This is a genomic window from Thermococcus sp., assembly GCF_026988555.1.
GTDB lineage: Archaea > Methanobacteriota_B > Thermococci > Thermococcales > Thermococcaceae > Thermococcus.
In genome coordinates, this window is sequence record NZ_JALSLB010000008.1 from 1 (window position 1) to 25,146 (window position 25,146).

24 protein-coding genes, 1 tRNA gene and 1 pseudogene are annotated in these 25,146 nt (G+C 51.4%); 13 read left to right on the plus strand and 13 right to left on the minus strand.

Annotation, left to right across the window (positions count from 1 at the left end):
• Window positions 1–350, minus strand: a 350-nt coding sequence (locus MVK60_RS00545) for an FAD-dependent oxidoreductase (protein WP_297435369.1), incomplete at its 3' end; no start/stop codon positions are given.
• Between the two features lie 424 nt (window positions 351–774).
• Here MVK60_RS00545 and MVK60_RS00550 point away from each other — a divergent pair.
• The 6 genes from MVK60_RS00550 to MVK60_RS00575 all read left to right on the plus strand — a co-directional run bounded on the left by MVK60_RS00550 (window position 775) and on the right by MVK60_RS00575 (window position 5,842).
• Entirely contained in the window at window positions 775–2,112 is a 1,338-nt protein-coding gene (locus MVK60_RS00550) for a radical SAM protein (RefSeq protein WP_297435371.1), read from the plus strand.
• The gene (locus MVK60_RS00555; protein ID WP_297435373.1) at window positions 2,109–3,017 is read left to right on the plus strand and encodes an ABC transporter ATP-binding protein; all 909 of its coding nucleotides are present in this window, start codon (window positions 2,109–2,111) and stop codon (window positions 3,015–3,017) included. The genes MVK60_RS00550 and MVK60_RS00555 overlap by 4 nt, the downstream gene beginning before the upstream one ends.
• Window positions 3,018–3,034: 17 nt before the next feature.
• Window positions 3,035–3,730 carry a hypothetical protein gene (locus MVK60_RS00560; RefSeq protein ID WP_297435375.1) on the plus strand — a complete coding sequence of 232 codons (696 nt, stop codon included), beginning with the start codon at window positions 3,035–3,037 and terminating at the stop codon, window positions 3,728–3,730.
• Between the two features lie 293 nt (window positions 3,731–4,023).
• Window positions 4,024–4,806: a hypothetical protein gene (locus tag MVK60_RS00565; protein WP_297435377.1), complete on the plus strand. Its 783-nt coding sequence runs from the start codon at window positions 4,024–4,026 to the stop codon at window positions 4,804–4,806.
• 5 nt (window positions 4,807–4,811) lie between these two features.
• Window positions 4,812–5,243 (plus strand): hypothetical protein, encoded by a 432-nt coding sequence (locus tag MVK60_RS00570; RefSeq protein ID WP_297435379.1) that lies wholly within the window; start codon window positions 4,812–4,814, stop codon window positions 5,241–5,243.
• Window positions 5,225–5,842, plus strand: coding sequence for a hypothetical protein (locus tag MVK60_RS00575; protein ID WP_297435381.1), 618 nt, complete (start codon window positions 5,225–5,227; stop codon window positions 5,840–5,842). Before MVK60_RS00570 ends, MVK60_RS00575 begins: the two co-directional genes overlap by 19 nt.
• Window positions 5,843–5,865: 23 nt before the next feature.
• Here MVK60_RS00575 and gor read toward each other — a convergent pair whose 3' ends face one another.
• The 5 genes from gor to rlmD all read right to left on the minus strand — a co-directional run bounded on the left by gor (window position 5,866) and on the right by rlmD (window position 11,249).
• Complete coding sequence (gene gor / locus MVK60_RS00580) at window positions 5,866–7,824, minus strand: glyceraldehyde-3-phosphate:ferredoxin oxidoreductase (RefSeq protein ID WP_297435383.1); 1,959 nt, start codon at window positions 7,822–7,824, stop codon at window positions 5,866–5,868.
• A 134-nt stretch (window positions 7,825–7,958) separates the two neighbouring features.
• Window positions 7,959–9,083, minus strand: coding sequence for a fructose-1,6-bisphosphate aldolase/phosphatase (gene fbp, locus MVK60_RS00585; protein WP_297435407.1), 1,125 nt, complete (start codon window positions 9,081–9,083; stop codon window positions 7,959–7,961).
• A 279-nt stretch (window positions 9,084–9,362) separates the two neighbouring features.
• A tRNA-Gly gene (locus MVK60_RS00590) sits at window positions 9,363–9,440 on the minus strand.
• A 65-nt stretch (window positions 9,441–9,505) separates the two neighbouring features.
• Window positions 9,506–9,931, minus strand: a complete 426-nt coding sequence (gene lrpA, locus MVK60_RS00595) for an HTH-type transcriptional regulator LrpA (RefSeq protein ID WP_297435409.1) — start codon at window positions 9,929–9,931, stop codon at window positions 9,506–9,508.
• Window positions 9,932–9,998: 67 nt separating this feature from the next.
• On the minus strand, window positions 9,999–11,249 hold the full coding sequence (rlmD, locus tag MVK60_RS00600; protein ID WP_297435386.1) for a 23S rRNA (uracil(1939)-C(5))-methyltransferase RlmD: 1,251 nt from the start codon (window positions 11,247–11,249) through the stop codon (window positions 9,999–10,001).
• Window positions 11,250–11,356: 107 nt separating this feature from the next.
• Here rlmD and MVK60_RS00605 point away from each other — a divergent pair, with 107 nt between their 5' ends.
• Together MVK60_RS00605 and MVK60_RS00610 are read left to right on the plus strand one after the other, a co-directional pair.
• Window positions 11,357–11,572: an ArsR family transcriptional regulator gene (locus MVK60_RS00605; RefSeq protein ID WP_297435411.1), complete on the plus strand. Its 216-nt coding sequence runs from the start codon at window positions 11,357–11,359 to the stop codon at window positions 11,570–11,572.
• Between the two features lie 60 nt (window positions 11,573–11,632).
• Window positions 11,633–12,472: a MinD/ParA family protein gene (locus tag MVK60_RS00610; protein ID WP_297435388.1), complete on the plus strand. Its 840-nt coding sequence runs from the start codon at window positions 11,633–11,635 to the stop codon at window positions 12,470–12,472.
• Here the strand turns inward: MVK60_RS00610 and pyrE are convergent.
• Window positions 12,428–12,988 (minus strand): orotate phosphoribosyltransferase, encoded by a 561-nt coding sequence (gene pyrE / locus MVK60_RS00615; RefSeq protein WP_297435412.1) that lies wholly within the window; start codon window positions 12,986–12,988, stop codon window positions 12,428–12,430. The two genes, MVK60_RS00610 and pyrE, sit on opposite strands and share 45 nt — an antisense overlap.
• Before the next feature lie 107 nt (window positions 12,989–13,095).
• Here pyrE and MVK60_RS00620 point away from each other — a divergent pair, with 107 nt between their 5' ends.
• Window positions 13,096–13,758 carry a hypothetical protein gene (locus MVK60_RS00620; protein WP_297435390.1) on the plus strand — a complete coding sequence of 221 codons (663 nt, stop codon included), beginning with the start codon at window positions 13,096–13,098 and terminating at the stop codon, window positions 13,756–13,758.
• An 81-nt stretch (window positions 13,759–13,839) separates the two neighbouring features.
• Here the strand turns inward: MVK60_RS00620 and MVK60_RS00625 are convergent, their stop codons facing one another.
• The 5 genes and pseudogenes from MVK60_RS00625 to MVK60_RS00645 form a co-directional block, all read right to left on the minus strand.
• Complete coding sequence (locus tag MVK60_RS00625) at window positions 13,840–15,519, minus strand: ATP-dependent DNA ligase (protein WP_297435414.1); 1,680 nt, start codon at window positions 15,517–15,519, stop codon at window positions 13,840–13,842.
• 58 nt (window positions 15,520–15,577) lie between these two features.
• Window positions 15,578–16,474, minus strand: coding sequence for a pantoate kinase (locus MVK60_RS00630; RefSeq protein ID WP_297435392.1), 897 nt, complete (start codon window positions 16,472–16,474; stop codon window positions 15,578–15,580).
• A 62-nt stretch (window positions 16,475–16,536) separates the two neighbouring features.
• Window positions 16,537–18,179, minus strand: a pseudogene (locus MVK60_RS00635) (Na+/H+ antiporter NhaC family protein).
• Between the two features lie 308 nt (window positions 18,180–18,487).
• Window positions 18,488–19,066 (minus strand): type-4 uracil-DNA glycosylase, encoded by a 579-nt coding sequence (gene udg / locus MVK60_RS00640; protein WP_297435394.1) that lies wholly within the window; start codon window positions 19,064–19,066, stop codon window positions 18,488–18,490.
• A 12-nt stretch (window positions 19,067–19,078) separates the two neighbouring features.
• Window positions 19,079–19,429: a hypothetical protein gene (locus MVK60_RS00645; RefSeq protein ID WP_297435396.1), complete on the minus strand. Its 351-nt coding sequence runs from the start codon at window positions 19,427–19,429 to the stop codon at window positions 19,079–19,081.
• A gap of 194 nt (window positions 19,430–19,623) precedes the next feature.
• Here MVK60_RS00645 and tes point away from each other — a divergent pair, with 194 nt between their 5' ends.
• Window positions 19,624–21,396: a tetraether lipid synthase Tes gene (tes, locus tag MVK60_RS00650; RefSeq protein WP_297435398.1), complete on the plus strand. Its 1,773-nt coding sequence runs from the start codon at window positions 19,624–19,626 to the stop codon at window positions 21,394–21,396.
• Between the two features lie 10 nt (window positions 21,397–21,406).
• Window positions 21,407–21,715, plus strand: coding sequence for a DUF3213 domain-containing protein (locus MVK60_RS00655; RefSeq protein WP_297435416.1), 309 nt, complete (start codon window positions 21,407–21,409; stop codon window positions 21,713–21,715).
• Window positions 21,716–21,721: 6 nt separating this feature from the next.
• On the opposite strand, the gene MVK60_RS00660 is transcribed toward MVK60_RS00655, so the two are convergent.
• Window positions 21,722–23,188: a DUF2139 domain-containing protein gene (locus MVK60_RS00660; RefSeq protein ID WP_297435401.1), complete on the minus strand. Its 1,467-nt coding sequence runs from the start codon at window positions 23,186–23,188 to the stop codon at window positions 21,722–21,724.
• A gap of 174 nt (window positions 23,189–23,362) precedes the next feature.
• Here MVK60_RS00660 and MVK60_RS00665 point away from each other — a divergent pair, with 174 nt between their 5' ends.
• Both MVK60_RS00665 and MVK60_RS00670 read left to right on the plus strand, forming a co-directional pair.
• The gene (locus MVK60_RS00665) at window positions 23,363–23,971 is read left to right on the plus strand and encodes an IS607 family transposase (protein WP_297435403.1); all 609 of its coding nucleotides are present in this window, start codon (window positions 23,363–23,365) and stop codon (window positions 23,969–23,971) included.
• Window positions 23,952–25,136: a transposase gene (locus MVK60_RS00670; RefSeq protein WP_297435405.1), complete on the plus strand. Its 1,185-nt coding sequence runs from the start codon at window positions 23,952–23,954 to the stop codon at window positions 25,134–25,136. Before MVK60_RS00665 ends, MVK60_RS00670 begins: the two co-directional genes overlap by 20 nt.
• Window positions 25,137–25,146: the final 10 nt, after the last annotated feature.

The window sequence follows — 25,146 nt, forward strand, 5'->3', positions numbered from 1 at the left end:
AGGAGCTTTGTAGCCCTTGCCTTCTCGGTGAAGCTCAGGTACTTCCAGCCATCGCGGTAGTGGAAGGTTCTCCCGTTGTAGAAAATCATGCCCTTTGGGTTTGAGTTGACGATTTGAACGTTTGCGTTGAGGAGCTTAAGGAGGTGCGCTAAAGGCCCGTCCTCCCCGTGGGGGAGCATGTGGAACGCTCCAGTAGAGAGGCCGAAGCCCCTGTAGTTTAGATTGGTGAAGCGACCGCCGGTGTAGGGGGCTTTTTCAATGACGGTAACTTGGTAGCCGTTTTTGGCCAGGAACGAGGCCGTCAGAAGGCCGCCGATTCCGGAGCCTATTACAACTGCCCTGGGCTTCATTCTATCACCGGAGGAATTGTAGGGATGGGGGATATAAGGGTTTGGCTGTTGCACGGCCATACAACTCTTTTACTCAGGCTTCTTTTGGTTGGTTCTAAGTGGAAATATCAAGTTAGAATAAATTCATACTCGAAAAAAAAAAGGAAGAATTTTTACGTTAAGTAAAAGGAAAAATTTATAAGGAAAAGCCAGTCAGAATATAACGCAAAAACTTTAGGAGGTGATAACATGGAAGAGTTGATTGTACTGGAAAAGGGTGCATTCGGGTTCAACGAGCCAAACTTTTTCACGTGTGGATGTTTTTGCTCTCCAATAAAGGGAGGGGATAATCCAAACTGATTACTACATTTCTATTTATTTATATTTATTCTTATCTATTTATTTATTCTTACTTCCCACAGCCAAAGGTCAGGAGGAATTGAAAATGGAACGGAATAAAATTAAACTTTCAAGGTATACTCTCGCTGTTCCATATCAGGGACGTGTGATACTCTTTAATACCCTTTCACGCTCTCTAGTTGCCATCTCAGAAGAAGCTTGGAACAGACTCAATAATAGTATCAACAACGCTAACGTTAGTATTGACGATGGAACGCTTAATGATCAGCTAATTAAAGAACTAACCACCCTAGGATTTTTGATACCCTTTGAATTAGATGAAAAAGAGCTAATGAGAACCCATGTGAATATTCTAAAATATACACCAACACATATGGGAATGTTTGTGAACTTAACCCCAAGATGTAATCTCGCTTGTCCTTATTGCTATCAGGACTTAAGAAAAGCTTTAGATAATAGTCAAGATTTAACAATTGCTAGCTGGAATAGAATAATGAAACTAATAAACAAGCGGACAAACATTCTTAGAAATATCAACGTTGTATTCTTCGGAGGAGAACCCATGTTGAATTATGATACTCTAAAAGTGGCAGTAAGAGATTTAGATTCTTTAAGGGAAATTGGCATTAAAACTTCCATGTCCATAATAACCAACGGAACATTATTTTCTAAGCAAAGAGCCCAAGAGCTGGCACCTTATATTAGCTCGGTTCAGATTACTCTGGACGGAATGAAAGAGACCCATAATAAGATGCGACCATATCCTGATGGACGTGGAACATTTGACATTATTCTAAAAAATATCATAGATAATATTGATCAATACAAGAAGAGAATCATATTGAGATCAAATATAAATGAGAACAATATCACCAGTGTTAAGTCCTTATTACACTATCTAAAAGAGGAATACGGGCTCCACAAGTTATTAAGAGGAGTTGGTTTTGAATACATATTCCCAACACAAATATCAATACATGTAGGTGAAAGTTATAAATTGAGCCAACATATTTCAAAATTACTAATTGAAATTTATTCCTATGCTGTAGATTTGGGATATTCCATTGGAAATCCCCTAATACTTGGCCCATGTATGGCAAACCATGCCTTTAGTTTTGCAGTAGATGAACAACTAAATGTTTACAAATGTCCGGGCTTTCTATATTCAAATCCAGATGGATACATTGACAAAGAAGGCAACCTCATCATTACGAATTCTAGATGGTATTCTTTAATAAACTTTGAGCCACCATGTGCTCTCAATTGTAAATTTGGTCCAGTATGCTACGGAGGGTGCAGATGGATGGCTAGCGCATCAAAGTCCAAAATTTCCTGTAACATAGAGCACCTACAGAATTATAGCGAATTTTTAACACTCTATGTTAAGTCAAGATACAAAAAACTTCTGGAGGGCCAAGAATGAACGTGATTGAGATTGAAAACCTAACCAAGATATACCCGGACGGCACAAAGGCCAACGACGGAATTTCAATCAGCGTTAGAAAAAACGAAATCGTCGGGATTATAGGCCCCAACGGCGCGGGAAAGACCACTTTGATAAGACAGCTTTTGGGACTTCTGAAGCCAACGGAGGGCTCGATTAGAGTAATGGGAAAGAACATCCTCAAAAAGCCGGGTGTAATAAAGGAAACCCTTGCCTACGTGCCCCAGTATCCTCTAAGCTTTCCGTCGCTAACGGTCGAGGAGGTATTGGAGTACGTCATCAGAATGCGGGACGGAAACGTTTCGCCAACGGAGAGGAGAAAGAAAATATCAGAGGTTTTAAAACTCCTCGGTCTTGAGAGGGCTTCAAGGTTCTTCGGATACCAGCTGTCCGGTGGAATGAAAAAGTCTCTCCTGCTGGCAATGGCCCTCGTTCAGGAGCTTCCACTTCTCGTTCTCGACGAGCCCACGAGCATGGTGGACATCGTTACAAAGCACCGTCTGTGGGAGGTGATAAGAAACTCAAACCGCGAGGGAATTCTCCTCGCAAGTCATGATATGAACGAAGTGAAGGCCCTCTGTGACAGGGTGTACCTTATCCTCCAAGGGAAGGTGGTGGCTTCAGGAACCCCTGGGGAGATAGCCTCTATGGTTAAGATGCCCACCGAGGTTCGCCTGATACCAGAGAGGGAGATACCTCCGGGCGTTCTGCCCAAGGAGCACAGGAAACGCGGAGACCTCTACGAATTGACCTTCAATACGCTCGAAGATGCCCTGAAGACCGTTGACGTCATCGTCAAAAGTGTCGGTGTGTCTTACCTCGAAATCGAGTCCCCATCGTTCGAGAACCTCGTTATAAACCTCATAGGGAGGAATGCCGAATGATTCGTCCCCTCGTGGAGATGGAGTTAAAAGGTATGAGGATTTACAAGACGTTCCTCTTCGTCAACCTCCTAATAATGCCTCTCGCCCTGCTCTTCATGATGATTATGAACTCTAGCTCAAGAACCTCTGAGGATATCTCGTACCTCGTGAGTGGCTTTATCGTTGTTTCGCTGGTGAGCTCTTTCCTCGGAACGCTGACGAACAGGGTCAGCAATGTCTTCGAGCCCAGTGTTCTTGAGCTCTACTCAACGTTGCCCCCGAAGATATCTACGGTGGTTCTCGCGCAGTTCCTCACGTATTCCCTCCTCGTACTCCCTCAGGTAATCATTGCCCTTAGCGTCATCGTTTACTACCAGGGAGTAGGTAGAATAAATGTCTTACTCCTGATTCCAGCGCTTTTAATCACTTTTCTTGAGCTGGGAACACTTGCAATCACCATAGGAGCGCGGATAGGAAACCCCTACAAGGCCATGGCCGTTACTGCTGTACTGCCCTGGCTTCTTGTGGTGTTTTCACCTGCCTACTACCGCTCCAGCTTTCTGGCGCTCTACCTGAATCCAGTCACTTATCTGTTGTCCTGCATTCGCTCAGCGGTTGGACTTGAGAGAGCAGGCCCCATTCCATGGATGTTGTCAGTAACGTTAACCGTAATTTTCAGCATCTTGGCGCGGAGGAGCGTTAAAGCTGGATACATGCTTGAGAAGCCGTTTTGATACGTTTTTACTTTTCCAGAACCGATGAAGGAAAATTAAGGCAACCACAACCGCTATCTCTATTCAACCACCACAATGGGAGAGCATGGTGGAGATTATGAGGGTTTGGCTGTTGCATGACCATGCAAGTCCTTTACTCTGGCTTCTTTTGGCTCGTTCTAAGAGGAAAACATAAGTTAGAACGAATTTATACCCAGAAAAAAAGGGAAGAATTTTTACTAAAAGTAAAAGGAAAAGCTTATAAACGAAAATTGCGTTATACATATTGCAAAACACCACGGAGGTGAAACCCCGTGAAGTGGAAGGGCTTGATGGCGGTCCTTTTGGGGCTGGCCATCATTTTAGCAATGCCAGCAGTCTCAGCATCCCAGGAGATAGTCAGTAGCGATTATTCCTATGGAAGCAATTGGATAATGGAGCTGGCTGGTGCCCTCTACAAGGATACTGGTGAGCTTGATCCAAACTATGATTACTATGCAGTCAAGATTACTACAGAAGATATAAATTACAGAAACGATGGATGGGTAGGTCCAATGTACATCTATGCTGACATTGCGGTTCTCCCAGAAAGTGCGGCAGAAGTTCCCGCAAACCATGTTCCTAAGAGTGGAACGAAGTTCTCCCAGCATTCAGTGTCATTTAGCTACGAAGGCATTGGATTAAACGTCCTCATACCCAGAGCGTTTGTATCGTACTGGGAAAAGAATGGGGATGGGGCTCACCATTTCATATGGGAAGTTAGTGGGGCTAAACCTTCCTTCGTGGGCTGGTGGTTTGTCTTCAATGACTACGCAGAGTTCGCCGTTGGTTTCAGGGTGCCCCAGAATTCTAATGTATACACTGCAACATACGCATATGGGGACTGGTACAAGCTCTACGGGGTAGTGTTCAAAAAGCTTGGTTCAGATAGTGCAGTGATTGGAATGAGTTACTCTCCAGCGGGATATCACTCGTATTCCAAAGTTAACCTCCTTAAGTATCCGCTCCTCATCCACGACAGGAACATACAAGGCCTTCCCGAAACGATAAAAGCAAGTCCAGAAACCCAGAGCTTGACTGGACTTCAAGAGAGGTGATTTTAGTGCTTTTTTATTTACTTTTTGCCATCTTGGCTGGCCTTGCAAAAGGAATCACGCTGTTAATTCTTGGTTTAACTGGAATATTGATTTCGCTCTTAAAGTCACTCACGCTTAGGAAAAAGATTGTCATCTTTACTTTCGTTATCTCCCTGTTATGCCTCAGAACGGTTTACTTAATTGATGATTTGACCTCGCCTTATTTGATTCTAGTGCTACTAATCGTCCTCACATACGTGGTAATAGCCCTTGAAAGTGTAGAAACCACAAAGACGTTTGTGGTTGGACTTTTTGTCTTTACCGTCGTTTCCACCGTTAGTTCAAGTTCATATGTCCCAACAATAACTATATCAGCGCCTGCGCTTCTTGGACTTCTCATCCTTTACGGTGTGGAGACAATGACTGGAGGGGGTAAAGGATGGACAGAAAAAAACTGATTGGATTATTTTTGTTGGGAGTGCTAATGATATCTAGGTATGGACTCTGCGGAGATAATGTCAATATTACAATAAAAGCCACGATAAATGAGAACTGGACGCAGTTCAACCTGACGTCGGGAGACGCTATGACAATACGGATTTTGAACATCAGTACTGCCAACGTGACCTTCATAAGAGGTCCGGGAATCCTTGTGTCCCCAATCGGTGGGAAATACCCATCCCTTGCCCCAATAGTGACGCTTTACTTTGACCTCAACGGTAGCGTTTATGCGTTCTTCCCATCAAAAACCCTCAGTTTGGGTGAGTGGAAAAAGGGTGGAAACGTGACCCTTTTCTTAACCGACAGGAAAATAACACTAAAAAACGGAAACATAATTAAATCCTTTGAAGCGCCGACTGAAATTGAACCCGTCCACTATCTGACAGGCAGAACAACGTCAAGAATGATGAACGCCACCCTGCAAATTGAAAAATTCAGTCTTTTTAACAAAAAGCCACAAAAAACCGGTAACACAATCCCTTCAATGAGCTTTGTTTACTTCCTTGTGGTACTTGGCGTGGGGGTCTTGGCCCTTATCCTCTACAGGAAAAGGTAAAGAACTCATTGGCTTTTTCTCTTTTATAATCTCCACTCCACTCCAAGAATCTCGCTGTAAGTTTCCAAAACCCTGCTCAGGTACTCCTTGGCCGTGCCAACCTTATCTATCCTGAACTTTTCGGCCCACTTCTCGTTTCCAAACTCCTCGCTTCCTGCCGCAACAAGGTCTATGACACGCATGCTGTCCCAGAAGACGGGCATATACCCTGCCTTCATCGCGTACTCGATGAGCCTCTTGAGCTGTCTCCTCGCATGCTCCTCCATGTCAACGTTCTCGCCGTAGGCCTCCATGAAGAGCGCCTTTAGGACGGGCTTCATCCAGCCCCTGTGGAAGCGGCACCAGCCGAGGTTGTCGTACCAGAACTCCCAGAGGGCCGAGGCGATTATCTTCTGAGCGAGCTCCTCCGGCTCAAGGAAGACGCCGAACTGGTAGAAGGTCCAGTAACGACCCTGAATCGGGAGCGGTATGTAGTTGCCTATCGCCCAGTACATCGTCGGCGTCATCTCTCCGTTCTCGCCGAGCGGAACGAAGACGCCGTAATCCTTGAAGCTCTCACCGTACTTCAACCTGTCCTTGAACCTCTCGTCGAGTATAACGCTGGCCTTCCTCTTTCCGAGGCCGATTATCCTTGCTATCTCGTTCTCGGCAAAGGCAACGCGGTGGGCCAGCTCTGCCACGAGTTTGGCGTTGACCTCGCTCGCCTCTACTGGTCTCTCAAGAAGGGCCTCTTTGGTGAACTCCGGCTTTCCACTTATGCCCACTTCCTCCGGCTTCATCAGACCGCGGTGAACTAGCTCAAGCACCCATGCGGCTGTTCCACCGAACTCTATCGCGTCGAATCCCATAGCATCGGCGGCGTGGACACTTATGTCGCTGGCTCTCAGGCTTATGCTCCCGCTCAGCGGCCCGTTGGCCTCGTAGGGCTCGTACTCGACGTGGTGGCCGCGGCGGTGCTTCTTACACACAACCGGACAGGGCTCGCCACACGTCGTCCAGTTCTTGGGCTTTATGGCCTCCTCGTTGAAGGGCTCCCAGTAGTGCTTCATTATGTTCTCATGGATTTTTATGCGCTCTTCCTTTTCGATGTACGGCATCCTCCAGTTCAGTATTGGAACGAAGTCGCCCTCGGCCGGGTAGTTGCCACCGAAGGTTCCACCGGTGCTGAGCTTGGGGTTGAAGCGGTACTTGGTGGTCTTCTCGCTTATTATCTCGTTGTAGGGCTTCTTGTGGACGCCTTCGACGATATCCTTGGAGGTCTTAAAGTTGCCGATGTCCTCACTTGGGAAGGTCCTCTTCCTCGGCTTTCCGCCGAAGATTATTCCGACGACGTTGTGTGCTCTAAGCAGAACGCTTCCAGATCCGCCCCTTGCTGCCCAGTCCTCACTGCCTACGAGTCTCTCGCCTTTCCGAAGGGCCTGGGAAAAGATGCCGCCGTAGTTGGTGTTGAGGGCGGCCGGTCCAACGACGGCTACGCGGTACTCAAAGTCGAGGTTCTTCCCAAAGGCATCGATGAGGTACTGGGTAAGCGCGTAGACGCCTTCCTCCCCCTCGTAGCCCCTCCAGATCTCAAGAACCCTTTCGAGTTCCAGCTCATGGAGTTCTGTTTGAATGTTCTCGCCATCGTTGTAGAGGATAACAATGACCGGTTTTTTGGCCTTCCCCTCAAATGTAACGAAGTCAACGCCGACGTTCTTAAAGACGTAGGCGGCACCGCCCATTGCCGAGGGGAAGAGGGTGCCATAGAGCGGTGAGCGGAAGAAGAACATGAGTCTGTGTGAACCTGGGAGAATCGAGCCGGCAAAGGGACCCATTCCCATTATCGTGACGTTCTTTGGATCATAGGGGTCGATATCCTGTGTACCAAGCTTCTCATGGATTTCCAGGCCGTAGTCGATGACCCCGTGGATCCCTTCTCTCTCCATCTCCTCGCTATCCACTTTCCCCTCGTTCAGATCGATATGCATGACCATGAACTTCATCACCATCCCCCCTGTGTATCACTCCAAGTGTTATCTCTTTGGTGGAAAATATTTAAGGCTTCCGATTGAAGCCACCGGGAGAATAGGGCGGGGGGGTATAAAGCTCTTACTCAAAGATTAATGGGAAAAGGGAATCACTCAATTTCCTTAAACCTGCCCTCAAGTCTCTGGAGGACTCCCGGAAGGGTGGTGTACTCCATGTCTTCCATCGGGAGCCTGTGGGGTTCGAACGGACCGTGTCTGCGCATGTACTCGGCTATCTCGATGGCCTTCTGCCTGGCCCCGTCGAAGGCCGGGTCGTCGAAGAGGTCAACCGGGCCGACGAGCTTTCCTTCGGGGCTTATCTGCCAGCCGAGGGCAACGACCCTTGGCGGGCCATCAAAACGGGTCGGGTTGGCTTGGCGCATAGGCACGGGCATTATGGGGCCGTTGTGTGAACCCCTCATCCAGCCGCTGACAAGGTGAGGGAATGCGAAGGGCTCAAGAACCTCTCCGAGGGCCGGGAGGCCGCTCTGGGCCCTGACGATGGCCACCGGGTCGTCCTTTCCAACGTACTCGCCGGCTATCTCGTAGAGCTTCTCGGTGCTTATGACGGCGACCGGCTCGTCCTTCGGGATTTTGTGTCCCTCTTTGGGGAAGACCCTCTTGATGACGTAGCGACTCTTGGCTCCGATGAGGGCGAGGAGGTCGTAGAGCTCCTCGGGAGTGCTGAGGATAACACGCTTGTGCTCCTTTATATCCCAGACCTCAAAGCGGAAGCCCATGTGCATGTTGGGGTCAATGACCAGTCCGGCTGTGTTGAAGGGATCCGCGAACATCCTGAATATCGGGAGGTTAAAAGCCCCGGGCTCGGTCTTGTCCATGTGGAAGGTCACTATCGGCTCGCTCTTTCTCACTGTGATCTCCATCTCGGCTATCCCCGGGCCCATTCCCCTTATGTTGCCGCTGAATGCGTCTTTCAGAAGGTCCTGGCCAGCTCCATAGAGCCCGAGCCCCTTGGCGACCTTCGTGGCCTCCTCAAAGGTCTTCCAGGCGAGACCATGTATCTCTGAGCTGTCGACGCCCTTCCTGTGGGTCATGATGAGCTGAAGGTCGTCGCCGCAGGTAGCGACGTAGAAGTCGATTATCGTAGCCTCTTTCGCGGCTTTTGAGAGAACTTCCTCTGCCGTCTCGACGAGCTGGGGGTGCACCCTGGAGTGCCCTGGCCATCCGCCGATGTCCGCCTTGATAACACTGATAGTAATCTTATCTCCAGCCATGGCAATCACCGGTACCATTAACCACTTTTATGCTTATAAAACGTTAATATCACCTTCGATGATACTCAAAAAGACGTTAAAACTATCTTGAGATGGGATAAGGGGGCCGCTCACAGGCGTTGGTTCACTTAGTTCTCTCCCCAGCAGCCGTGAGGGTCCATAACTTCCTCCTGAATTGGTTGTGTACTGGGAGCTGGATAATTTTGAGCGGGATCTATTCAAAAACGCCTCTCAGGCAGTTTAAACTCTCGCCAGTGCTTTCTTCAGGAAGGGCTGAAATGGTGCGGTGGCCGGGATTCGAACCCGGGTTACCGGCTTGGGAGGCCGGTGTCCTAGACCAGGCTAGACTACCACCGCGCGATACGTATAACCCATCCAGGATTTAAAAGCTTTACCGTTCCCACCCGGGAACGGTCCCGTCCTCACTTGAGCTTCTCCAGTATTATCGCAGGGCAAACCTTCGTGACGCCATCGATGTGCCCTATTCTGTTCGATATGATGTCCGAGAGGTCCTCCCCGTCCCTAGCCCAGACTTCTGCCATTATCATGTGGTCCCCGCTGGTGAGGTAAACGTCCTTTATGAATTCGAACTCCTTGAGCTTCTCGGCAACCTCGAATATCTTCTCCGGTAGGGTGTCCACCCCTGTGAGACTCACCAGGTTGTACCCCAGCTTTGAGGGGTTTACCACGATGGTGTACTGCCTTATTACCCCCGCCTTCTCCAGGGCGCTCACCCTTTTTCTAACAGCGGTCTCGCTTATGCCCAGGACCTTGGCTATCTCTGTGAAGGGTGTGCGGGCATCCTTCGTTAACATCTCGATTATGATCTTATCCCTTTCGTCGAGCATTTTCATCACCTTATCAATTTTTATGCTGTGAGAGTATATTAAGTTTTTGAACCTAACGGTTCTCTATTTAAACTTTTGCCTTGAGTTTGACAACCGTTTCCACGTGCGGTGTGTGCGGGAACATATCCAGACCCACGGCGTGGACTATCCTGTACCTCCCCAGGAGGGCGTTCAGGTTCTGCTTTAAAGTTTTAGGATTGCAGGACACGTAAACGATATTTTCTGGCGCGTCCTTCAGGATTTTCTTGATCAGTTTTGGATGAAGCCCTGCCCGGGGCGGATCCAGAACAACGGTGTCGTAATTCCCCAGATCCTTGACGTCTCTGTCCTCCCCCACTCTGAACGTCGCATTAACTCCGTTCAGTTCGGTGTTTCTCTTAGCCATCTCCACTGCAAAGGGATTGACCTCAACCCCCTCAACCTTGAAACCCCTCCTCGCTAGGTAGACTCCAAAGGTTCCGACGCCGGAGTACAGGTCAAGGACCCTCTCCCCCTCACTGAGTTCCGCCACTCCCTCAACGAGGTTTACGGCCTGATGACTGTTGGTCTGGAAGAAACTGTTGGGATGAATCAGATAAACGGTATCTCCGAGTTTTTCCCGTATGAGCTCCTCCCCCCAGACTCTCTGAACCTCTCCGTAGGAAACGTCGCTTGGAGTTCTATTAACGCTCCAGTACACGGAGTCCGCGTAGTCGAAGTACTCTGGAAACGCCTCCGGTATCACTCCCTCGCCCGTTATCAGGTTCACCATGAGCCCCCCGGTGAACTTGCCCTCCCTGATGACCACATAGCGTAAAAACCCCTCGTTTCGCCGGATGTTGTACAGTGGGGGGTGGTGGTCTTCGATGAACTCACGAAGTGAGCGAAGAACCCTGGCGCTTGATGGACCGAACACAGGGCATTCCTCTATGTCCACAGCATCCCACCACGTTCCCCTCCGCCTAAAGCCGATTCCTCGTGTTGACACCACGACATCAATGCGGTTCCTGTGGCCGTATATTCTGGGGGATGGAATTACTTCCACCTCCAAACCCAGAAGGTTGGATAACCTCTCCGACTTGAACTTCACCTGTTCTCTGTACGGCAGGTGCTGCAGGGTGCACCCCCCACATTTTCCAAAGTACGGGCACGCGGGTTTCGTCCTTAGTGCCGAGGGCTCGATCACATTGTACTCGGTGGCTATGAGTCTGCGTTTCTTACGGCGCCATCTTATTACTTCAACAACGTCCCCGGGAGCGGTGAACGGGATGTGGAACTCCCTCTCCAGTGTGAGCACTCCAAGTCCCTCATCGTCCAGCCTCTCTATCTTCCCTCTCATATGCGTCGGTCTCCGAAGCGCCTTATAAACCTCACTTTGAATGGATGGCGGGTTCTATCCAGGAAGGTTTATTAGGAATAAGGGAGAAGAATATTACGGTGCCTTCAATGCTGGGCCGACGCAAGGATGTGGTTTACAGGGTTCTCGCTACCAAAAAGAGGGCGGTGGCCCTTCAGCATCTGAGCTCGGAGCTGGAGACTCCAATGCCCACGGTTCTTGAAACCGTCCGGCAGCTTGAATCCGACGGTTTAGTCGAGGTCTTCTACGGTCAAAAAAAGGCCAGGGTTATGGTCAGGGCGAAGACCCTGGAGGACTACGTTTGAACCTTCCGTTCTTCAATAATTTTTGTCTAAATAAGAAAAGAGCAGTTGGGAGGTTACCTGATGGTATCGATAACCATAACCGGCAGGGGCGGTGCCGGGAAGACGACCATGACGGCGAACCTGGGTGCGTACTTCGCCAGGAAGGGCTACAGAACGCTGGTAATAGACGGCGATCTGTACCTTCCAAAACTGGCGTTTCACTTTGGGATATACAACCCGGCGTACAATCTCCACACCCTCATCAAGAGCCCCGATATGAGGGTGATTGAGGCCGTTTACCACGATGTTAAGACCGGTGTGGACGTGTTGCCAGGAAGTTCAAGGCTGTACGATGTCCTGGATCTCAATCAAAAACGGCTCAGGGGTATCGTGAGGGAGATTCAGAGTGGTTATCAAGTCACGATAATAGATTCGCCGGTTGGGATCCCCTTTGACACCATATCGACGTTCCGCCTCGCCCACTATCAGCTTGTAGTGATTGAGATAGAGCGTTGCCCCATACACACGGTTCACAGGATGATAGAGAACGAGGTCATGAAACTGAAGTCCCTCGGTGAGGCCTACGGCCTTAAGGTGGGGGTGGTCATCAACAAGGTCAGGGAGTCCTCGCCCAACGTGGATGACATCGTGGACTTTCTCGAAGCCACCGTCGACGTCCCCGTCATTGGGGTCATGCCCTTCGATGATAAGGTTCCGGAGGCGACCAACTACGGGAGGCCCCTCATTGACTACGACAGCCGTGCCAGGGCATCAAAGGCCTTCTTCGAGACGGGAGAGGCAATGAATGAGTGGATATTTGGTGAGGTAAGAATGGAACGGGGCAACCCATTGCGGCGTCTTTACAACGCCCTCCTGTCACTTCTTACCCGGCGGAGAGTCCCTGCGGGCAAAGAGTTCTGAAACTGTAACGAGGGGTAGGAAAGGATATCTCCCCCCAATGACCCCTTTAGCGCCCTCTTCTCTGTCAACGACCACGCTTATACCGACGACCTTGGCGCTAGCCTTTTCAAGAACCTCCGCGGCCTTGAGGACGCTCCCCCCCGTCGTCGTTACGTCCTCTACCAGCAGCACTCTATCGCCTGGTTTAACCTTCCCCTCTATCTGGGTTCCCGTTCCGTGTCCCTTGGGCTTCTTTCTGACGATAAGCAGTCTTTTTCCTGTCTTCAAGGCCACCGCCGTTGCGATCGGAACCGCGCCGAGCTCAGGACCGGCAACTTTATCGAACTCAAGGCCGGCCCCTTTCGCCGTTTCCTCCACCATACTCGCGATGACGTCTAGGGCATTTGGGTTGGTTACAAGGTTCTTGACATTTATGTAGTAGTCACTTTCCCTGCCAGAGGTAAGGACGAAATGGCCGAACAGGATCGCCTCCTCCTCGAAGAACATCTCCATGAGCCTCTCTTTGAGTCGGGACATGTTGACCACCAGAGGAAGTTGCGTGTCCCGTTAAAAAGATGTTGTGCCATCTTCCCAGATCTGCGTGGGTTTTTAAAGCACAACCGATAAAACTCAACGGTGGTGACATGTTTGAGACGGTTTTGCTGGCCTTCTACATCCTTTTGACGGTCGTCGTCGGCATCAGGATCTTCGCCAAGGTGAGGGGACGGCTGGTGGAACTGGGTAAGGTGCTCCCGAAGGTTAGTCCATGGACGGCCGTTGTGTACGGTATCCTGGTCATTCTACTCGCGGTGACCCTGGAGGTCATCGTTGTGCTGGTCTTTGGGGGTTCGGTACTGCGCCTCATGGTGGCCCTGGCTTTTGCAGTGGGCCCGATTGAGGAGGGGGTGAAGGTTCTCCCTTTCCTGTTGGATGGGAGGAAACAACCTGCAAGGTGGAAGCTTACGCTGAACACTGCGCTGATGTTTGCTTTGATGGAGGGTTCCATTTACGGTGCTGTTCTCATCTTAAGCGGGAACTTAATCGGTGCCCTCCTCAGGATCGTCGTCATAGTGTTCCACGTCGCTTGGACCGCGATAGCCCTAAATGGGGCATTGAACGGATCCCTGCTGAGGGGGTACCTAAGAGCCGCCCTCCTTCATTCTCTATACGATGCTCCCGTCCTGCTAGCCATGGCGGGGGAGGGTGTGGGGATTCTGTTGCCCTTAGCCTTCATCAGCAGCGTTGCTCTGCTCATTACCTGCGCTAAGGTGGACGATGCCTTTGAGGCCGCGTACTCGCTTGTTTGAGGTGCTGCGGGGGAAACGCAGGGGGCTGATAAATGCACGAGAGGACCAGACTAAAAAGTTTGGGGTGGCCTGGGATGTTGTTCATCTCCTGGCCTTGAATCTCTCCTGGAGATCGTAGAGCTGGGCGATCCTCTCCAGTGTGTCGGCTTCCTCGGGACTCTTGTCCTCCCTCAGGGCCACGTAGCGCGGGAACCTCAGGGCAAAGCCGCTCTCGTATTTGGGACTTCTTTGGATCTCCTGGTAAGTGACTTCGATGACAACTTTCGGTTCTATCTCGACGTATTTTCCCTCCTCGCGTACTATTAGCGGCTTGAGCATTCTGGTGAACTCCACAAGGTCTTCATCCGTGAATCCGCTCCCGACCTTTCCAACCGGGAGGAACCGTCCCTGCTCCGGATCATACGCCGCTATCAGGAAGGAACCCAGAACGTGTGCACGTCTGCCCTCTCCCCACTCACCGCCGGTTATGACCAGATCGAGGTCTTCCATCGTGGGCTTGATCTTCAACCACTTCTTGCCCCGATTTCCAGGTTCGTAGACGGAGTCGAGCCTCTTAGCCATCAGCCCCTCATGACCCAGCTCAAGCGCTTCGCGGTAGAACACCTCGGCTTTGTCCGCTTCGTCGGTGACGAGCTGTTTTGCAAGTTTCACGCTTCCGTTCTCATGGACCGTGCTTTCCAGAACCTTCCTGCGCTCCGCAAACTGAAGGTCTACCGTCCCTTTTCCGTCAACGTATAGTACGTCGAAGAGGTTGAGCTCCAGGGGTATCTTCTCTATCATCTCCTCGATGTTGTACTTCCTCCTGAACCTCCTCAAGACGTACTGGAAAGGTCTCGGTCTCCCCTCCTCCCCCACGGCCACGAGCTCACCCTCCATTATGGCGGTGTTGGCCGTTATTGCTTCCTTTACCGCCTCAACAGTGTCAGGAATTGATTTGGTGACGTTCTCAAGTCTGCGGGAGTATATCGTAACCCTGTCACCGTTCTTGTGCACCTGGACCCTTGCCCCATCGTACTTTATCTCAAAGGCGGCCGTTCCCCCCATCTCACTGAGGGCCTCCTTGACGTTTGTCGCAACCTGGGCCAGCATCGGCCGTATCGGTTTGCCAACCTGGATCTCAACCCCAGCAAGGCCCTCTTCACCCATCTCCTTTGCGGTTCTGGCGACGTATCCAAAGTCGCTCGTCAGCATGTACGCCCTCTCAACCAACTCGGCGTTCACACCAAAGGCACTCGCTATCGCGTCCCTCATGAGGCCTTCTGCAACTCCAGTTCTCATCGTCCCCAGAACGGTCCTCGCCAGATACTTGCCCTCAGTGGGCTCGGCGTCCATGAAAATATTGGCCAGGTATTTAAGCTTTTTCTCCTGACTCCCGCTTCCAGAAACCTCGGCCACTTTTATGAACGTTTCATACACACGTTTTATCGTCAGGGGCCGGGAGAAAAAGCTCTTTTGTTTTTTCGTTTTCAGGGCGAGTGCGATGCTCTCTCCGAGGTCTCCGGTATCCTTTACGGAGTTTTCAATCTCCCGCTCTGAGACGCCTGTGGCCGTTGAAACCGCCTTCATGAGTAGCTTCTCACCGACACCGAGCTCGCGCTCGTCCCAGTCCGGGAATACCTTTCCGAGAATCAGGTAGGGAACCACGTTCAGCAGTTCGTCAGGGGTCCTCTTCAGAAAGTCGGAGACGAGGCGAGTTTTCAACGTCTTCAACGTGGTCTTCTCAAGCTTTGAGTAGAGCCCTGCAAGCTCGGCGTATCTCATGTCCCCCATACACACCACCGGTATCCCTACGGCGGTGGAGGATAAAAGGGTTTGGAGGTTACCACCTCCCAACCTTGGGCCTTCCATCGTAGATTCCAGTCAGGTCGAAGGGGAGTTCAAGCCCCCTTGCGAGTTCCAAAACCTTTTCCTCCTCCGTCGGCTTCACCAGGGCGAAGAGACCCCTCCCGAGCATTATCATCGAGCTTGGGACCGACAGTACCCTATCAAAGCTTCTGGCGAGCTCCAGAAGCTCCCCGTCCAGAAGACCGGAGTTCTCGGCGAACCGCCTAGCGAGTACCATCATACGTTCGGGCCTCGGTTCCTTCATGAGCTTTTCCAGTGCGGTTCTTCCTTCCTTTTCTATCCTTTCAACCACCTCCCCCCCGAGCACGTCTCTGGTCTTTATGGGGCCCAGGGGAATAACGAGAACTTTGTAGTCCTCGAGGAACAGATTGTCCACAACCCCTACGCCCGGACCTCCAGCTTTGACCCGGACTTCAATCCCACCAGCGAGCTGTCCCACAACGTCCCCCAGACCCCCACCGTGGGCGACCTCTGCCCTGTGGGCCAGTCGTGCGGCGCTCAGAAGGGTCCCCCCGAAGGCGTAACTCAGCGTGAGTGCCGTTCCCAGGGCCCCCCCGGCACTGTTGCCGAAGCCGTGCCCGTTTGGGAAGTCAAAGTACTGCCAGATCTCCACTTCCCCGCTGAACCCCTCTGGAATGAGTCCCTCGGCCACGGAGTAGCTTATCACGGCTTTCTCCCTTTTCACAGGCTCGCCGTTGAACGCAACGTGTACGTGCCTTTCCATCGCATTTTCCTCGATGCTAACCAGGACGTTGGTTCCTTTGGTGAGGTTAATTCCAGCGCCCAGGGAGCCGGCCCTATCCGGGTTCTCATGAAATCTCGGCATGAAGAAGGCGGTTATGTGAGCTGGAACAAAGGCCCTGACCAGCATTCTCTCACCCAGAAGAGCATGGGGGAAGGCCCTTAAAAATATGTTCTGAAAAGAAGAAAGACTCAATCATCTACCACGTAGAGTGGAACCCTGCCGTGGGTATCCCGTACTTCCTGCCGTACCACTCGCTGAGAAGGTACCATGCCCCCGCGAGGAGCAGGAAGCCGACTGGCAGGAGGATCGACCAGCTGTAGAGGCCGAGGCCGAAGAGCAGGTAGAGTACCACTCCCACACCTGAAGCGGTCATAGCGTAGGGTACCTGAGTGCTTACGTGATCTATGTGATCCGAGCCGCTGAACATTGAGCTCATGATAGTTGTATCGCTGATGGGGGAACAGTGATCACCGAAGATGCCGCCGGCGAAGACGGCACCGATGCTCGCGAAAACTTCCGGACCCAGATACCCGGTAACGCCGTAGGCAAGGGGTATTGCTATTGGAAGCATGATGCTGAATGTCCCCCAGCTGGTCCCCGTTGTGAAGGAGATGAACATGGCTATAAGGAACACGATCAGGGGTATCCAGCTACCGGAAATACCCGCGCTTTTGGCGAGACCGACTATGTAAGGGGCGGTCCCTATGGCGTCGGTTGCCTGCTTAATGCTCCAGGCGAGGACGAGTATGGTGTTCGCTATCACCATCTGCTTCATTCCGCGTACCATCGCGTTCTCCGCCTCTTCGATCGTCATCCTCCCCGTCCCTACTACCAGAACAAAGGCCACCGCGACCATGGCAAAGCTCCCCCACAGTAGCGCGAGGGCCGAGTCCGAGTTGCCGAGAACCTCCATGAGGCCGCCCTTTGAGTAGGCCGCGGTCCCACCTCCGGTGTACCACATGCCGGAGAGCGTTACGAAGATCAAGACCAGAAGGGGCCAGATGAAGAGATGGGCACTGCCTCCTTCCTTGGGCGTTCCAAGGTCCACCTCGGTTGTCATCATGGGACTCGCACCGTCACTGAGGGGCTTGTTCTCCGTCCTAGTGCGGTACTCCGCGTGGAGCATCGGGCCGTAGTGTCTGTGGGTGTACGCCACTATGAGAACGAGGAGTATAGCGAGTATCGAGTAGAACCTGTAGGGGACGCTGTGCACCCAGGCACCGTAGGCTCCCCCGATGGAGGCGAGGTCTACGTTCTGGAGCTTGCTGAAGGAATCCCCGATCAGTCCCACTTCGTAGCCTATCCAGGTTGATACGATCGCCAGACCCGCCACCGGAGCGGCGGTTGAATCGTCTATATATGCCAGCATCTCCCTAGACACGCGGGTCCTGTCGGTTATGGGTCTCATCGTGTTGCCCACTATGATGGTGTTGGTGTAGTCGTCGAAGAATATCAGCACCCCGAGAAGCCACCCAAGGACTGAGGCCCCCCTGCTGGTGCGAACCCTATTGGCCAGGGCCCGCCCTATCGCAAACGCACCGCCTGACTTGTATATGAGACCCACACCTGCACCTATGAGAAAGTCAAAGATGAGTATCTTCGTGTTCCACAGGTCCGTGACTATGCTGCCGTTTTCCCTCCATGCGGAGGTTACACTGAAGAGTATCCACTGGATGGTCTGCACCGTTCCACTTGCTGGATTCCATCCTGAGACCATAACCCCTCCTATCCACACACCCGAAAGCAACGCCAGTATAACTCGCTTGGTCCATATCGCCAGGATGATCGCTATTACCGGCGGTAGCAGTGACAGCGCCCCAAAGTCAGACACACTTTCACCCCCGTTGCATGCATTGCCAGAAAAGTTTCGGAGCAATATATAAACTAATCGGCTATTTTGTTGAATTTACGGCAAATAATAATATTCATTACGGGAACTGGCTTGAATAGTCGATGTATCTTTGGTGCGTTTAGCGGTGCAACGGGGCGCCCCGGTGTCCCTTTAAGGACTGTGATGTGCAATCATATCCTCCAGATCAGAACGGATTCTCCCTCGTTGGGGCTCAAAAATTCTGGGACAGTAACGAAATGTCAAAGAGTTCGAGAACGGCCCTGGCTGTGTCTTCTTTCCCTGTACGTTCATTCCAGCAGAGCTTTGAGTTTCTGAAAATCCTTCCGGAGTTCCTCACGGAGGGGCGGTTTGTAGAGGGCCGCCGCCGGATGATAGCTCGGCATTATGACGAACTTTCCAAAGAGGGTTCTTGCCTCTAAGGTTTTTCCGTGGATCTTGCTTATCGGTGCGGGTTCGAACCCGAACTTCCGGAGGATGTACGCCATGGAGTGCCTTCCCAGGGGGACTATAACCCTCGGTCTAATGATGTCTATCTGTCTGTCTAGGTAGGGTGCGCAGGCCTTTATCTCATCGTCGGTCGGGTCGCGGTTGTTTGGGGGCCGACACTTGACGATGTTGGTGATGTAAACATCCCTCCGTTCAAGGCCGATCTCCTTCAACAGCTCATCGAGGAGCCTTCCAGCCCTCCCAACGAAGGGTAACCCCTTCTGGTCCTCCCAGTACCCCGGGGCCTCTCCCACGAACATGATCTTCGCTGTGTAGCTTCCTGCACCAGGAACCGCGTTGGTCCTCAGTCTCCCAAGCGGGCATTTCTGACAGTTTTGAATCCTCTCCTCCAGCGCCACCATCAGTTCTTCTCTGGACACCTTGGACACCCGTTAGATAAGTGTTTTCTGGCTTAAATACGCCTCCAGGAACTCGACCCACGCCGTGTAGTAGCCCTTCTCGTATTCGTCCCTGAACTCGTGGTTCAGGATGTTCTTAAAATGCTTCAGGAGCCCTTCGGCCTTCTCCCTGTTGTGCTCGTTTATCAGCTGTACTACGAGGGAATCCGGATCATTCTCTCGTATTGCACTCATAAAACCGTTTATGGCCTTCTCGTACCCCCCTCCCCACTCTCCACTTCCCGCCATTTTGGCGAGCTTTTCGAGGTGCCCTCTGGCTTTGCTGAAGTCCCTTCTAAGGAGGGCGCGGAGGAACATTTCCATCCTCATCTCCCTGGCTGGCATTCTACCACCATATCAACTCGCACCACATGTTTTTAACGTTTCCTCCGCCTGAAACCTATCAGGAGCGACCTCCCCTCATTACCCATATCTGTGTCATACCTATGAATCCAAATCTTCATATTTACGCAAAAGCTTTTATACCCTTTAATTGAATCAGTGTGCAGGAGTAACAGTTGTTAGACGGGTGAGGCCATATGGCTGAAGTTGTGGGTGAAATTCCAAGCGGCGAAAAAGAGTTCGCGGAGTCTGCTAAGAAGATACGAGATATCGTTGAGTTTCCCGAGATATCCGAGGACGAGTTTTATGAGGGCCTCAAACGGGCGAGCAGGGGTTACGGAGGAAAGCTCCCCCACAGGACGTACTCCCTCTGTCCCGAAACCCGCAGGGTTGTTCCCGCTCTCGTGTGGGAGAACGGGGGTAAGGTGTGGATAACCAAGAAGTGTCCGGAGGGCATGATAACCGATCTCTATTACGAGGATGTTGAGCTTTACTACCGGTTTAAGCGGTGGCTCTGGGGAGAGAAGGAGATCTACAGCGCCAACGTTGAGAACTCTGGGGTTAACTGCCCCCTTGACTGTGGAATGTGTCCAAGGCACAGCTCCCACACGAGCCTCCTGAACATAGTCCTGACCAACCGTTGCAACCTGAGCTGCTGGTACTGCTTCTTCTACGCCAAGGAGGGTCAGCCGATCTACGAGCCGACCCTTGAGCAGATACGTACCATGCTACGGAACGCGAAGAAGGAGCATCCCATCGGGGCGAACGCGGTCCAGCTTACAGGTGGAGAACCTACACTGCGCGACGATCTCATCGAGATAATCAAGATCGCCAGGGAGGAGGGCTACGACCACGTCCAGCTCAACACCGACGGAATAAAACTGGCCTTCGAGCCGGAGCTTGTGAAGAAGATCCGCGAGGCCGGCACCAACACGCTCTACATGAGCTACGACGGTATGACCCCTCAGACCAACTGGAAGAACCACTGGGAGGTTCCGCTCATTCTTGAGAACGTCAGGAAGGCGGGCGGGCCGGGAATAGTTCTCGTCCCGACCACGATAAGAAACGTGAACGATCACGAACTCGGTGCGATTATCAACTTCGGCCTCAACCACCTCGACATAATCAGGGGAGTCAACTTCCAGCCCCTCTCCCAGGTCGGCAGGGTTCCAACTAAGGAACGTCAGAGGTTCAGGATAACCATCCCCGGGGCCATAAAGCGCATCGAGGAACAGACCAACGGGGTTATCGCCCGGGACGACTGGTACCCGATACCGATAGCCGGCCACATAGCGCGCTTTTTTGAGGCGTTCACCGGTTCCCGTTACTACATGACGAGCCACTTCGCCTGCGGTGCCGCCACGTATATTTTCCTCGACAGGGAGGAGAAGAGGGTAACCCCTATCCCACGTTTCATAGACGTTGAGGGCTTCGTTGAGTTCCTCGACGAGAAAGCGGAGGAGATCGAACAGTGGGGCAGCATGGGTAAGCTCAAGAAACTTAAACTCGGTGCGGAGATATTCATGAAGTTCAAGAGCTTCTACGACGAGAAGTACGCACCCAAAGGTCTCAGCGTCCTGGATCTCATAAAAAATGCTTTCATGCATGGAAACTACGATGCCCTCGGTAAGTTCCACGAGAACTCCCTCTTCCTGGGTATGATGCACTTCATGGATGAGTACAACTACGACGTCGAGCGCGTTGAGCGCTGTGTCATCCACTACGCGATGCCGGACGGACGGATAGTGCCGTTCTGCACGTTCAACGTGATCCCCGAGCTTTACAGGGACAAGGTACAGGCGCAGTTCAGCTACACTTGGGACGAGTGGAGGGCCCTCCATCCGGGCTGGGACTACAAGGGGGACAAGTACTTCAGGAGCAGGGAATTCGTCGAGAAGATGAAGAAGAGCGACCTCTACCGGAAGACCTACGTTGATATAGAGGATTACTTTGGCCTCAACAGGGAGTGAGGTGGTGGAGATGACCGAGACCGTCCTTGAGAAGGCCATCCTTAGGATTGACCTCAAGTTCGGGAACATCAACCCTCAGACCGCCCAGATAAAACAGTACGAGCTTGAAAAGGACATGAGGGTCTGGAGAATCTTCCTCAACGGCTACGCCAAGAACGGATTTGTGGTGTTCGACGAGGAAGCCCTATCAAAGGACGAGGTCCTGAATGCCCTCAAGGATCTCGCCCCTGAGATAAAGTCAATGAGGAGACTCACCGTGGCCGATCTCGTTGAGGAAAGTATGAGCTGGAACGGAATCCTTGGAAAAATGAAATCTTAAGACGGTTCAGCGAAGCTCTATTCTCACTTTCCCCTTTTCATCCTCCCTTTCAAGCTCAAAGCTTACAATCCCGCTGAACGAGCTGAGGTCAAGGATGTTCTTGCCCGCCCTGAGCTCGAATTCTTCCTGTACAGGGGGCATGGGAGGGAGCGAGAGGTCATATTCATAGACCGTGAGTCTGTTGTCCCTGCTCAGGTAGAAGATCGCCCTGGGCTCTGGGTATCCGTCGAGAGGTACCCCGCCGAAAGCCCCCGTGCCAGACTTTTTGTCCCCGCACTGGGGTGCGAGGGGGAAGGAGAAGGTCACTGCCGGCGGCCGTTCCTCCAGTGCTTTTTCGCTGAGGATGACCACGTCCCTGTTACCCGTGTCGAAGGGCGTGGCTTCAGTTGATCCGGTGTTGGGAGTGCTGTTGGTGGCCACGAGCAGTTTTCCGTCCATCTTCTCAACGCTCGTAACCCTTGCTCCGAACGTCCCCACTATCCTGACCATAGGCGGGGCGATGTACACCAGAACGCTGGGCCCAACGATCGTGTTTGTGGTGATCCAGCCCATGCCCGCATCTTTCGAGTCCGGCCTGTAAGCGGCGTCATGGTGGGCGTTGAAGGCCGTTAGTATGCCACCACCGACGTTCACCGCGTTTACCCTGAAGGGTGCGTAGAAAGTGTGGAAGTCAAATAAACGGTAGAATGTGAACTCCTCCGCCATAAACGGATTGCCTGCCAGGATACCCCCACGAACGAAGGCAAAAGCGCGGTTGTAAGCCGAGGCCATTGCCCCCAGTCCCGGTCTTGTGTACGGCCTTCCGTCGGCGCTCTCGCCGGGGATGAAGAACTCCCATTTTCCGGTTATCAGGTCGAGCGCCCCGAACTTTCGCACCCCCTCCCTGAAGTTCTTACCGATTCCGAAGAAGGCGGTGTCGTGGACGAGGGTTCCCTTCGGTGAGGGTTCGTGGAGGAGCGGTTCGGCCTTTCCACTTCTCCTGTCGAGGGAGTAAATCCCGAGGTTTGCGTGTCCGTCCTCCCTCGCTAGCAGGAGTCTGTCCTCGGCTGGGTCATAGAGTATTTCGCTTATCTCCCCTGCCCAGTTCGTTTCGTGGTGGATGGAGTCCTTCCAGAGGAGCTTTACCGACCCTTCTTCGGTGTCGTAGGCATGCACGTGCGAGTACTTGTTGTGAAAGAGTATTTTCCGGTCTTTCCTGTAGACAGCCGGGGCATGGACCCAGCCACCGAAGTAGATGAATTCATCGACGGCAGAAACCGCGTTGTACGTATCGCCGCCGCTGGTTGGGCCGTTACCAACTAAGGTGAAGTCGTAGGTCTTCTCCTCGTTGGATCTCACGTCCACGAAGTGGGCCTCCGCCTCGAAAGCGAGGGTGAAGTAAAGCGTTCCGTTGTGGTACCTCAGTCCGAATACCCCTCCGCTACCCCACTCGGGGCCGTACCCCTGCCGGAAGCGGTAATCTCTCAGAAGCATGATATCACCAGTGGTGTTACAATTTTGGACTTTATTTACCTTGTGCCACCCGGGAGGCTTTTATATGAAGAGCACTGAGGTACTTCCATGGGATTCTACAGGGCTGTTCTGTAGATGATAACAAACGAAACGTTTAAATACTTTTGTTACTCAATTCTTCTTGGTGAGAGGTGAGTGCGACTTTATCGGACTGGTGAAGTCGCCAAGAAACTTGGAGTTTCAAAGATGACAGTTCTGAGATGGATTAAATCAGGCAAGCTGAAAGCCCACAGAATTGGAAAAGAATACCGGGTTCCAGAGAGTGAAATCCTGAGAATTCTCGAAGGAAAACTTCCAGATAAAGTCATAATTTATGCGAGAGTCTCAAGCCGAGACCAGAAAGAGGACTTAGAAAGACAGGTTGAATACCTCAAACACTACTGCTCCTCAAAAGGATACCAAGTGGCAAAAATCATAACTGACGTCTCTTCAGGCCTAAACGAGAACAGGAGAGGATTAAAACAGCTCTTCAAACTCGTCGAAAGCGGAGAAGTTACAAAAGTCGTCATAACTTACCGAGACAGGCTTACTCGCATCGGCTTCAAATACCTCGAACAATACTTCAACTCTCACGGCGTTGAAATCGAAGTTATCTTCGATGACGAGGAGAAAACACCGGAGAAAGAACTCGTTGAGGACTTGTTGGCAATAGTAACTTCCTTTGCTGGAAAACTCTACGGAATGCGCTCTCATAAGAAAAAACGTCTCATTGAGGTGGTAAAGAATGTCCTTAGAGACGATTAAACTGACCGTAAAATTTAAACTCAAAACAATTCCAGACGGATTAGATGACTTCTTCCAAACTTACCGGGGGATTGTGAACTTTCTAATCACCCACGCTTTTGAGAACAACATTACGAGTTTTTATCGCCTAAAAAAGGAGACTTACAAGAGCCTCCGAAAAGAGTACCCGGAACTTCCGAGCCATTACCTTTACACTGCCTGTCAAATGGTCACATCAATCTTCAAGAGCTTTAGGAAGCGAAAAAAGAAGGGGAAAGCCAAGGGTAAGCCAGTATTCAAAAAAGAAGTCATAATGCTTGACGACCATTTATTCAAACTCGACTTGGAGAAAGGCATTATCAAGCTCTCCACTCCGAATGGGAGAATTCAATTAGAGTTTTGTCCTGCAAAATACCACGAGAGGTTTAAGGATTGGAAGGTTGGGCAGGCTTGGCTTGTTAAAACACCAAAGGGCGTCTTCCTAAACGTCGTCTTCTCAAAAGAGGTTGAGGTTAGAGAGCCAGAAACATTTGTTGGCGTGGACTTGAATGAGAATAATGTTACTTTAAGCCTCCTTCCAAGCGGGGAGTTCGTCCAAATCATCACGCACGAGCGGGAGATTAGGACAGGTTACTACGTGAAGAGACGAAGAATTCAAAGAAAGTTGAGAACCGGTAGGAAAAGGAAAGAGCTTCTTGAGAAATACGGTGAGAGGGAGAGAAACAGGTTAATCGATTTGTACCACAAGTTAGCTAACAAAATCGTCGAGTTTGCAGAGAAGTACGGTGGTATTGCTCTGGAGGATTTAACGGAAATCAGGGAGTCAATAAGGTATTCTGCTAAGATGAATGGCAGGCTTCACAGGTGGAGTTTTAGGAAGCTTCAGAGCATTATCGAATACAAGGCGAAATTGAAGGGTGTTAGGGTTGTTTTCGTTAATCCTGCTTTTACTTCCTCCCTGTGCCCGGTATGTGGGGGGAAATTAAGCCCGAATGGGCACAGGGTTCTGAAGTGTTCGAATTGTGGGTTTGAAGCCGACCGTGATGTGGTTGGCTCTTGGAATATTTCGCTTAGAGCCTTGAAGATGTGGGGAGTTACCGTTCCCCCCGAAGGCCAGCCAATGAAGACGGGAGGCTGGAAGGTTATCCGCTACAATTATTTCACAAGTTCCAAAAGTAGCGAATAACCAGAACGGT

Excerpts from the sequence above, each read along its gene's own strand:
- MVK60_RS00630 (WP_297435392.1), bottom strand. The coding sequence starts at position 16,474 with ATGCTGGTCAGGGCCTTTGTTCCAGCTCACATAACCGCCTTCTTCATG.
- MVK60_RS00620 (WP_297435390.1), top strand. The coding sequence starts at position 13,096 with ATGTTTGAGACGGTTTTGCTGGCCTTCTACATCCTTTTGACGGTCGTC.
- MVK60_RS00575 (WP_297435381.1), top strand. The coding sequence starts at position 5,225 with ATGGACAGAAAAAAACTGATTGGATTATTTTTGTTGGGAGTGCTAATG.
- MVK60_RS00625 (WP_297435414.1), bottom strand. The coding sequence starts at position 15,519 with ATGAGATACGCCGAGCTTGCAGGGCTCTACTCAAAGCTTGAGAAGACC.
- MVK60_RS00610 (WP_297435388.1), top strand. The coding sequence starts at position 11,633 with ATGGTATCGATAACCATAACCGGCAGGGGCGGTGCCGGGAAGACGACC.
- tes (WP_297435398.1), top strand. The coding sequence starts at position 19,624 with ATGGCTGAAGTTGTGGGTGAAATTCCAAGCGGCGAAAAAGAGTTCGCG.
- pyrE (WP_297435412.1), bottom strand. The coding sequence starts at position 12,988 with ATGTCCCGACTCAAAGAGAGGCTCATGGAGATGTTCTTCGAGGAGGAG.
- MVK60_RS00645 (WP_297435396.1), bottom strand. The coding sequence starts at position 19,429 with ATGCCAGCCAGGGAGATGAGGATGGAAATGTTCCTCCGCGCCCTCCTT.
- MVK60_RS00560 (WP_297435375.1), top strand. The coding sequence starts at position 3,035 with ATGGAGTTAAAAGGTATGAGGATTTACAAGACGTTCCTCTTCGTCAAC.
- lrpA (WP_297435409.1), bottom strand. The coding sequence starts at position 9,931 with ATGCTCGACGAAAGGGATAAGATCATAATCGAGATGTTAACGAAGGAT.
- MVK60_RS00670 (WP_297435405.1), top strand. The coding sequence starts at position 23,952 with ATGTCCTTAGAGACGATTAAACTGACCGTAAAATTTAAACTCAAAACA.
- MVK60_RS00555 (WP_297435373.1), top strand. The coding sequence starts at position 2,109 with ATGAACGTGATTGAGATTGAAAACCTAACCAAGATATACCCGGACGGC.
- fbp (WP_297435407.1), bottom strand. The coding sequence starts at position 9,083 with ATGGCTGGAGATAAGATTACTATCAGTGTTATCAAGGCGGACATCGGC.
- MVK60_RS00655 (WP_297435416.1), top strand. The coding sequence starts at position 21,407 with ATGACCGAGACCGTCCTTGAGAAGGCCATCCTTAGGATTGACCTCAAG.
- MVK60_RS00605 (WP_297435411.1), top strand. The coding sequence starts at position 11,357 with ATGCTGGGCCGACGCAAGGATGTGGTTTACAGGGTTCTCGCTACCAAA.
- gor (WP_297435383.1), bottom strand. The coding sequence starts at position 7,824 with ATGAAGTTCATGGTCATGCATATCGATCTGAACGAGGGGAAAGTGGAT.
- rlmD (WP_297435386.1), bottom strand. The coding sequence starts at position 11,249 with ATGAGAGGGAAGATAGAGAGGCTGGACGATGAGGGACTTGGAGTGCTC.
- MVK60_RS00660 (WP_297435401.1), bottom strand. The coding sequence starts at position 23,188 with ATGCTTCTGAGAGATTACCGCTTCCGGCAGGGGTACGGCCCCGAGTGG.
- MVK60_RS00550 (WP_297435371.1), top strand. The coding sequence starts at position 775 with ATGGAACGGAATAAAATTAAACTTTCAAGGTATACTCTCGCTGTTCCA.